This window comes from Nodosilinea sp. LEGE 07298 (assembly GCF_015207265.1).
In the GTDB taxonomy this organism is placed as follows: Bacteria; Cyanobacteriota; Cyanobacteriia; order Phormidesmidales; family Phormidesmidaceae; genus Nodosilinea.
This window is the reverse complement of record NZ_JADEXE010000302.1, coordinates 1-7,836: the sequence shown is the minus strand read 5'-3', so window position 1 is coordinate 7,836 and position 7,836 is coordinate 1. Positions and strand designations below refer to the sequence as shown.

Annotated in this window: 7 protein-coding genes; 3 read left to right on the top strand and 4 right to left on the bottom strand. The window is 59.3% G+C overall.

From position 1 onward, the window contains the following. Together IQ273_RS36065 and IQ273_RS27395 are read right to left on the bottom strand one after the other, a co-directional pair. The coding region (locus IQ273_RS36065; protein ID WP_194021068.1) for a transposase at nt 1-100 on the bottom strand (100 nt) is incomplete at its 3' end. A gap of 197 nt (nt 101-297) precedes the next feature. Next, nucleotides 298-774, bottom strand: a complete 477-nt coding sequence (locus IQ273_RS27395) for a hypothetical protein (RefSeq protein ID WP_194026299.1) — start codon at nt 772-774, stop codon at nt 298-300. A 319-nt stretch (nt 775-1,093) separates the two neighbouring features. Between IQ273_RS27395 and IQ273_RS27390 the strand changes: the two genes are divergently transcribed. Both IQ273_RS27390 and IQ273_RS27385 read left to right on the top strand, forming a co-directional pair. Next, a complete protein-coding gene (locus IQ273_RS27390) occupies nt 1,094-1,270 on the top strand; it encodes a hypothetical protein (protein ID WP_194026298.1) in 177 nt (58 codons plus the stop codon). Nucleotides 1,271-1,429: 159 nt separating this feature from the next. Beyond that, a complete protein-coding gene (locus IQ273_RS27385; protein ID WP_194026297.1) occupies nt 1,430-1,984 on the top strand; it encodes a hypothetical protein in 555 nt (184 codons plus the stop codon). Here IQ273_RS27385 and sipA read toward each other — a convergent pair. Both sipA and IQ273_RS27375 read right to left on the bottom strand, forming a co-directional pair. Further along, complete coding sequence (sipA, locus tag IQ273_RS27380; protein WP_194026296.1) at nt 1,981-2,256, bottom strand: regulatory protein SipA; 276 nt, start codon at nt 2,254-2,256, stop codon at nt 1,981-1,983. The genes IQ273_RS27385 and sipA overlap by 4 nt on opposite strands. Before the next feature lie 264 nt (nt 2,257-2,520). Further along, on the bottom strand, nt 2,521-6,282 hold the full coding sequence (locus tag IQ273_RS27375) for an NB-ARC domain-containing protein (RefSeq protein WP_194026295.1): 3,762 nt from the start codon (nt 6,280-6,282) through the stop codon (nt 2,521-2,523). 390 nt (nt 6,283-6,672) lie between these two features. On the opposite strand from IQ273_RS27375, the gene IQ273_RS27370 reads away from it, so the two are divergent. Further along, on the top strand, nt 6,673-7,833 hold the full coding sequence (locus IQ273_RS27370) for a BMP family ABC transporter substrate-binding protein (protein WP_194026294.1): 1,161 nt from the start codon (nt 6,673-6,675) through the stop codon (nt 7,831-7,833). Nucleotides 7,834-7,836 lie beyond the last annotated feature (3 nt).

Genomic DNA, 7,836 nt, shown 5'->3' with positions numbered 1-7,836 from the left:
AGCCGCACTTCGGACACCGGATAACGCCGTCGGGCCAGCGCAACGTCCGAACGCTGTCGTAGCACTTGGCCTCTTCCAAAAGGTGTGTCAGGGTTAGCATGAGATCGCAGAGCAGGTGCACTTTAGTGTTCAGCCTAGCGAATACATCATCTGCTTGCAGGTCACCTCCCTGAAACACCTATTGAGCCAAAGTCTTTTGCATCCCTAGGCTGCGCGTTAGCAACGCCTGGTTGAAGGATGTACAGGGATGGATTTATGCACTCACGCACTCACGCACTCACGCGCCCACGCTCTCGCTCACTCGTCCCCTGCTTTGCCTTCAGCCTTCATCTGCTCTAGGGCTTGCCAACGGGTTTCGAGTTCTTCGCGTTCCTGCTTGAGGCTGCGCTCTAGTTCTTGAATTTCATCGCGACGGGCGGCGGTTTCGAGGGCGCGGCGATCAACCTCTTGGCTTTTAAGGGTCAGCGATTGCCGCCACCGTTCGGCCCGCTCAATTTCTTGTTCTAAGGCTTCGGGGGTAACGCCATAGGCTAGATAGTGCTCCACTAAGTCCAGCACCCAGGAGGTAGCATCTTGCACAGCTACAATCTGGTTGAGATTGTCGAGTTCGACCAGCACCAGATTTCCTTCTTGGAAGGCTAACAGGCGCGTAGTTTCAACGATGCGTTCTACCGATAACAGTGTCCACGTTGATTCAGAGGTCTGTTCGGCCAGCAGTGAGAGTTCTGCACCGCCCAGGAACGCCTTTTTTTGAACCTTGGCCAGGTATTGCATTAGCTGTCGAATCCATACCCTTATGGCACGAGTATAGCCGGTGAACTCTAGATTTCAGAATGGAGCCGCCCCTGAGCCTGAAGGCCTGGCCTGAGGGATAGAGGTCGATGGATGGTTACTGACCGTAGGAATACGGATTTACGCTCTCGCTATCACATGATTTTGGCAACTAAATAAGTTATCCCGCCGATGTGGTCACCCTTGTCACCGAATAAAATCGAGTTACTATACAAAGCGTTATAGTCTTCAGGCATGTGAGTCAGGCGACGTTCTGGACATCCTGAAGTAGCCACGGTTCGACCATTCAGAGTGCGTCCCTATGTCAAACCTTGAGCAGACCATCGAAAGAATGTTTGCGGCCCGCCGCCTAACTCGCAATGACCAGCGGCAGTTAATGGCCATGTTTTCCCAACGAGACTTGAGCCCCAATGATGCTGCTCTCATCAATCGGGTTTATGAAGCCCTAAGCCAGGGAAGATTGCGGGTTGTCGATTAGCCCATCCCTGAGGACAAGCGATCGCGGTTGGGTAAGCAACCCAAAATGGGCAAGAAGCCCAAGGTACCGAAGCTGCCGATGTGGCCACCCGCTCTGTTTTGATGCAGGGTCTGGCCAGATTCGCGTTAAGATCTCCACGACGTTAACTACTGTAGGGTCATGGCAGACACTCCAAATACCTCCCCTGAGAAGCCCAAGAAGAAGATAATCACTGTGGGAGACAATAGCGGCGGTGAGCGCAGCACCGGAGAGCGCCGTGATAGCAATAAGGGCCGACGCGGAGGCCGGGGCCGCGATCGCGATGAGCGCGATCGTAAGCCCGCTATTCCCCCTGCCCTGATGCGCGGCCCTAAACCCAAGCCCAAGGCTGAAGAAGTGCCCGAGGAAGTCGTGGCAGAAGAGGCTGTAGCTGAAGAAGCCGTAGCTGAAGAAACCGTGGCAGAAGAGGCTGTAGCTGAAGAAGCCGTAGCTGAAGAAACCGTGGCTGAAGAGTCGGTGCCTGAAGAACCTGTAGCCAAACAGTCCGTTGCTGGGGAAGCTGTGGCTGAAGAAGTTGCGGCTGAACCTGCGGCTGAAGAGACTGTAGCTGAACCCGCGCCGGAGGAAGTTGTGGCTGAGGAGCCTGATGCTTCAACTGAAGCGTCTGCCGCCGAATCAGTTGCTGAAGCATCTCCTGAATCGGCTGAAACCGATGCTGAGACGACCTCGGCTTAGGAAGCCTCAATAGAATCAGAATCAGCAGAAGCCCCGGTAGCCTGGTCTGCCGGGGCTTCTGTTGACTCTATGTATTGGCTATCGACCAAAAACGCCCCTTTGTCGAACTTGATGCCCCAGTAGCCACCGGGGCGGCGGCTCTGCACAATGCCCTCGGCCCCCACGGGTAGAGTATCGGCGGGGCGCAACATGGGCATGGAATCGGCGGTTTTGAAGTAGGGCGGGGAAGATACTAGGCGGACGCGATCGCCGACGGTAAACTCAGTGGTCATGGCAGCCTCTAAGACAGGACAGGACTAACGACTCAAGCTCGATCTGGGCCGCGATCGGGGCTACAACCGCCGAAGCACCTGACAGTTAGGTTCGGGCATGGCCAGAGGACGGTTGCGGAGTCTGGATTGTAGTCTAATGTGCAATGGCCATACCTGAGCAGGCTCCTCTGGGTAAAAGACGGTTATGCCCCAATTGTTATGCCTCAAGGGGTTTTCTCAGTCATGAAATTCTGGCAGGCCTAATGTCCACATTCTCAGGCCGAGTTAAGCGTCTACGGGCAGCCTAGAAGACGGCGGGTAAGTTGAGGAAGTAGTTTCGCTAACGCCTGGGGCATTGGTTTCACTGGCTCCGAGGGTGATAAGCGCCGCTTTTTGGGCCTCGGTCAGGCCCGTTACGTCGGTAATGGTCATGCCTTCGTAAGGGCGGGGTACTCGTAGCGTCTGCTCGTGGCAGTAAATAAAGCCGTCGGGGGTGACTAGCTTGCTCCAGACCTGAATAGTCTCGTCTTGGCTGCAGCTAATCAGGCGATCGCCGTCGGCGCTAAAGGTAATGTAGCGCACCCATTTGTCGTGGCCGCAGAGGGTTTGGTGGCAGCGGCGGCTGGGCAGGTGCCAGAGCTTAATGGTAGCGTCGCCACCGCAGCTGGCTAACCATTGGCCATCGGGGCTAAAGGCCACAGCCAGCACCAGGCTGGGGTGAGTACCAATGACGGTGCGATGGCCCAGCTTTAGATCCCACAGCATGACATAGCCATTGGAGCCGCCGCTGGAGAGAAACCGACCATCCGGGCTAAAGGCCAGACCTCGCACCCAGCTGCCCTCGCAGGGCAACGCTTGCAAACAGGTTTGGGTGGCAATATCCCACAGGCGCACGGTTTGATCTTGGCTGCCGCTGGCCAAACGGCGACCGTCAGGGCTAATCGCCAGGGTCCAAACGCCACTGGTGTGATCGGCTAAAATGCCGAGACTAGCCCGGCGGTTAAGATCCCACAGGCGAATGGTGCCATCCAGGCTGCCGCTGGCCAGCAGATCGCTCCGAGGGCAAAAGGCCAGCGCCCAGACCTCGTGGCTGTGGTCGGTCCAGGTGGCGCGGCAATCGCCGGTATCGCTGGCCCACAGGCGCACAGTGCGATCTTCACCACCACTGGCAATCCAGCGGCCATCGGGGCTGACGGCGACCGCAAACACCCAGCCCTCGTGCCCGCCAAAAGCCTGGGGGGAGGCCTGGCCGCTCAGGGGCCACAGGCGCACCTGGCGATCTTGCCCACCGCTGACCAGGTAATTGCCCTGGGAATGCAGCGCCACCGACCACACGCCGCTGTTGTGACCGCGCAGCACCCGCAGCGCCTGGTGGGTCTGGCCATCCCATAGACGCACTGACTGATCTTCGCTGGCGCTGGCCAGGGTGTGCCCGTCGGGGCTAAAGGCCACGTTTGAAATCCAGCTGCTGTGGCCTTTGAGCGCCCAGTCAACCTGACCCGTTTGCCAGTTCCATAGGCGAATAGTCTGATCGTCGCCGCCGCTGGCCAGTTGCCGACCATCGGGGCTAAAGGCGACCGATCGCAGCGGCTGAGGGTGGTTGTGGGGCGATCGCCCCTGGGGAAAGGTTTGCAGCTGCCGCACCCGCGCCTGAGTGGCTACATCCCAAATGTCGGCCCGGCCATCGTGGCGACCGCTGGCCAGGATTTGGCCGTCAGGGCTAAAGGCGATCGACCACAGGGGCGCTCCAGCCGCCAGTACGATGCTGTCGCCGCTGGCCAAATTCCACAGGCGCAGGGTGCCGTCGTAGCTGCCGCTGGCCAATGGGTGCCCTACTGTACCCAGGGCTGGCCCCCGATTGAGGTTGAGGTAGCTCTGCGGAGCAAAGGCGACCGATCGCACTTCGTCGGTATGGCCCACCAGGCTGTGGATCAGGGTGCGGGTGCGCACATCCCAAACCCGAATCTGGTGGTCTTCGCAGCCGCTGGCCAGGAAGCGCCCATCGGGGCTAAAGGCCAAGGAAAAGACCCGGCTGGAGGAACCTTTGAGCTGGCCGTAGCGATCGCCGGTTTTGAGATCCCACAGGTCGATGGTGCCGTTAGCGCTGCTGGCCAAGGTTTGGTTGTCGGGGCTAAAGGTCACCGCCCAGCACCAGCCGTCCTGGGCGCGCAGGGTGAGCACCGGCTGGGCATCGCTGACCCGCCACAGGTGAATTTCGTAGCTGACGTCGCTGGCCGCCAGTAGCTCGCCGTCGGGGCTAAAGGCGATCGCCAGCACCTGGCTAAAGGTGTCTTTAAACACCGATCGGGCTAAATCGGCCTGGGCAAAGTTGGTCTGGTGGAGGGTGCTGTCTTGCAGATAGGCCTGCCAAATGGTTTGGGCAGAAAAATCCCAGCCCGCCAGCGGTATCTCAGCCTGCTGAAGCAAATTGAGCACATTCCCGCAGGCATAGCTGGGGAGGTGTTGCCCGCGCCAGGTGGCCAGGTGCTGGCTCAGATGGTCGCCGAGCTGGCTGGGGTGCAGTCGCTGCAATAGCCGCTGCAGCACGGGTTGAAGAATGAGCCGGGTTTGGCTTTCACGGAGGTAGTCTTTGGTCTGGGCCAAAATTAGGGGATGGCTGTGCAGCAGGCTGGAGTTGGCGGTGGGGGCGGCCAAAATCGCCTGACTCATCTGATCGACCAGCCAGTCGGTCACATATTCCATCACCACGGGCTGGAGGGTAAAGCGAGTGGGGCTGGCCCTGGGCGTATCGCGCTCAATCAGCGATCGCCGCTCTAGGCTGGTGAGGGCTTCGATCAGGTCGCCCAGGGCCAGAGGGGCCACCAGATCGGCGCGTACCTGGGCCAGGGTAACGGGTTCGCGATAGATGGCGAGCCAGGCCATCACCTGCTGCTCTACGGGGGAAAGCCGCTCGATCTGGTGGGTCAGCAGATCGCGAATGTCGCCAAACACCGAGTCTCCCTGGGCCAAAATCTGCACAAACGGCCCCAGCTGACCGTCAAAGTAGTCCTGCACTACGGCGGCGACCATTTTGAGGGCGAGGGGGTTGCCGCCGTAGTGGTTTACCAGGTGCTGCCACTCGCTGGGGGTGCCGACAAATTTGCCCCTGGCCTGAACAATTGATTGCCCCACCAGCGGCGGCAGGCCCTTCAGCCGCAGCGATCGAATGGGCAGGGTTTCGCCTTCCTGCTGGGCAATCTCTTTAATTTTTTCGCGGCTAGTGAGCACGATGGTGCTCTGGTGGTCAACGTTGCCCAGGCTGGCGAAAAGTGGCCCATAGTTTTCGTAGCCGGGCTGGTAGGTGCCGGTGCGATCGCGCGGTTGCAAAATCGTTTCGCCGTTGTCGAGCACGATCAGGCAGCGGTGCTGGCGTAGCTGATCGAGCAACGATCGCAGCAGGCTATCAAATTCTGCACCAGAGGGTTCGGGGACCACCGCCGAGAGCACCCCCAGCAGATCTCTTAGTAGATCGTTTACCAGAGGGGCATGGCGCAGCGATCGCCAGATCACCACCTCAAAGTGGTCTTGTATCTGCTGGGCCAGCTTCACCGCCAGGGTTGTTTTGCCCATGCCGCCCATGCCAAACAGCCCCACCAGCCGACAGCACTGCCTCCCTTTAGACGCATCACTGTCTAGAATCCAGCCCTGAATTTGGGCGAGTTCGCTAGTGCGCCCGTAGAAGTGGGGGGCGGCAGCGGCATCGCCCCAGTCGCGGCGGTGCAGTGGGGCCAGAGACGCGATCGCCTGCCTCAGCTGAGCCGTCAATTGAGCCGATTGAGGGCCTAAGCGTTTTAGCTGGCGGGCCAGTACCTCCCGCAAATTTCGCTTCGTGACCTTTTCGCCTAAATTTTCGGACAGGCACTGCCACAGGTCAGAGCCAATTTGCTTGACGTAGCCGACTTCGTACCCCAGGGCTAGAGCCATGGCTTGGTAAGTGCGATCGTCCCAGGCTTGTTGAAATAAAGCCGACTGCACCTGGCTCAGCGAATCTACACCGCGCTCAGCCAGAACCTGATTCACCAGTCCTAATGCATCATCGGCGGTCATAGTCATGTATCCAAAGCTACTCGCTTCTCTGAAACTAGAGCGGCATAGGGCATAGAGGCTTTTCGCTGAGGCTGATCGTAGCCAAGCCTTACCCCCAACTTTGTACCGTAGACCACATTTTGCTCAGCCACCTCGCACTGGTCGCCTAGAAACGCACTTTTGGCGAACTTTCCTCGAACCTCAACTCTCTGGCGGCCTTGGTAGTCTCTCTTTAACGTTTGGCAGCGTTCCACAACACTAAGCCCGCGCTCAAAGCCCTGATCTCTACCCTGCTTCCAATCGAGAAGAGAGGCTCAACCTAGCGGCCTTTCTGCTTTAGAAGAAAGGGGTTGAGGATGGGGCAGCGCGCTTCATCTTGATTATCCTTTGCTCTCACTTCAGGAGAACCCCATGCGGAACCCGACATTTCAGGTGACCCGACGCCAGGCGATTCGGGGATTGCTGGCCACTGGGGCCTTTGGCCTGACGGTCAAGCTCAGCGCCTGCGGTAACACCCCCACCGCTGCAGGGGGCAGCGACACCCTAACGGCAGGCTTTATCTACGTTGGCCCCAAAGACGACTACGGCTACAACCAGGCCCACGCCGAAGGGCGCGCCAGCCTGGACGGCATGGCTGGGGTCAAAACCTCCGAAGAAGCCAGCGTGCCCGAAACCAACGCGGTGCAAGAAACCATCCGCAGCATGATCGATCTCGATGGAGCCACGGCAATTTTTGCCACCTCCTTTGGCTACTTCGACCCCCACGTGCTGGCCCTGGCCGCCGACTTCCCCGAGGTGCAGTTTTTCCACTGTGGCGGGCTGTACCAGGAGGGCGTGCACCCCGAGAACGTGGGCAGCTACTTTGGCTACATCGACGAGGCCCAGTACGTGGCGGGGGTAGTCGCAGCCCATGCCTCCAACAGCAAGCGGTTGGGGTTCATCGCCGCCAAACCCATTCCCCAGGTGCTTCGCAACGTCAACAGCTTTACCCTGGGGGCTCGCAGCATCGACCCCAGCGTGACCACCCAGGTGATTTTTACCGGCGACTGGGCCGACCCGGTGCGCGAAGCCGAGGCCGCCAACAGTATGGCCGACCAGGGCATCGACGTGCTCACCTGCCATGTGGACAGCCCCAAGGTGGTGATTGAAACCGCCGAGCGACGCGGCATTTTTGCCTCGGGCTACCACGCCAACCAGGCCGAACTAGCTCCCCAGGGCTACCTCACCGGGGCCGAGTGGGACTGGTCGAACGTGTACAACAACTACGTCACCCTGATGCAGGAAGGCAAAACCCTAATGAACGGTGGCATTCCCCATCTGGTGCGGGGCGGTTTTCAGGATGGCTTTCTCAAGCTGTCGCCCTACGGCCCAGCGGTGAGTGCTTCTGCCCAGGAGGCGGCAGAAGCCGCTAAAGCCCAGTTAGTCTCGGGCGAACTGGTGATTTACAAAGGCGAAATTAAAGATAACCAGGGCAAGACCGCGATCGCTAGCGGCAAAGAACTGGGGCAGACGGCGGTAGAGCTGGAGCAGATGAATTGGCTGGCGGAAGGGGTGATGGGGAGCGTGGGGTAGAGG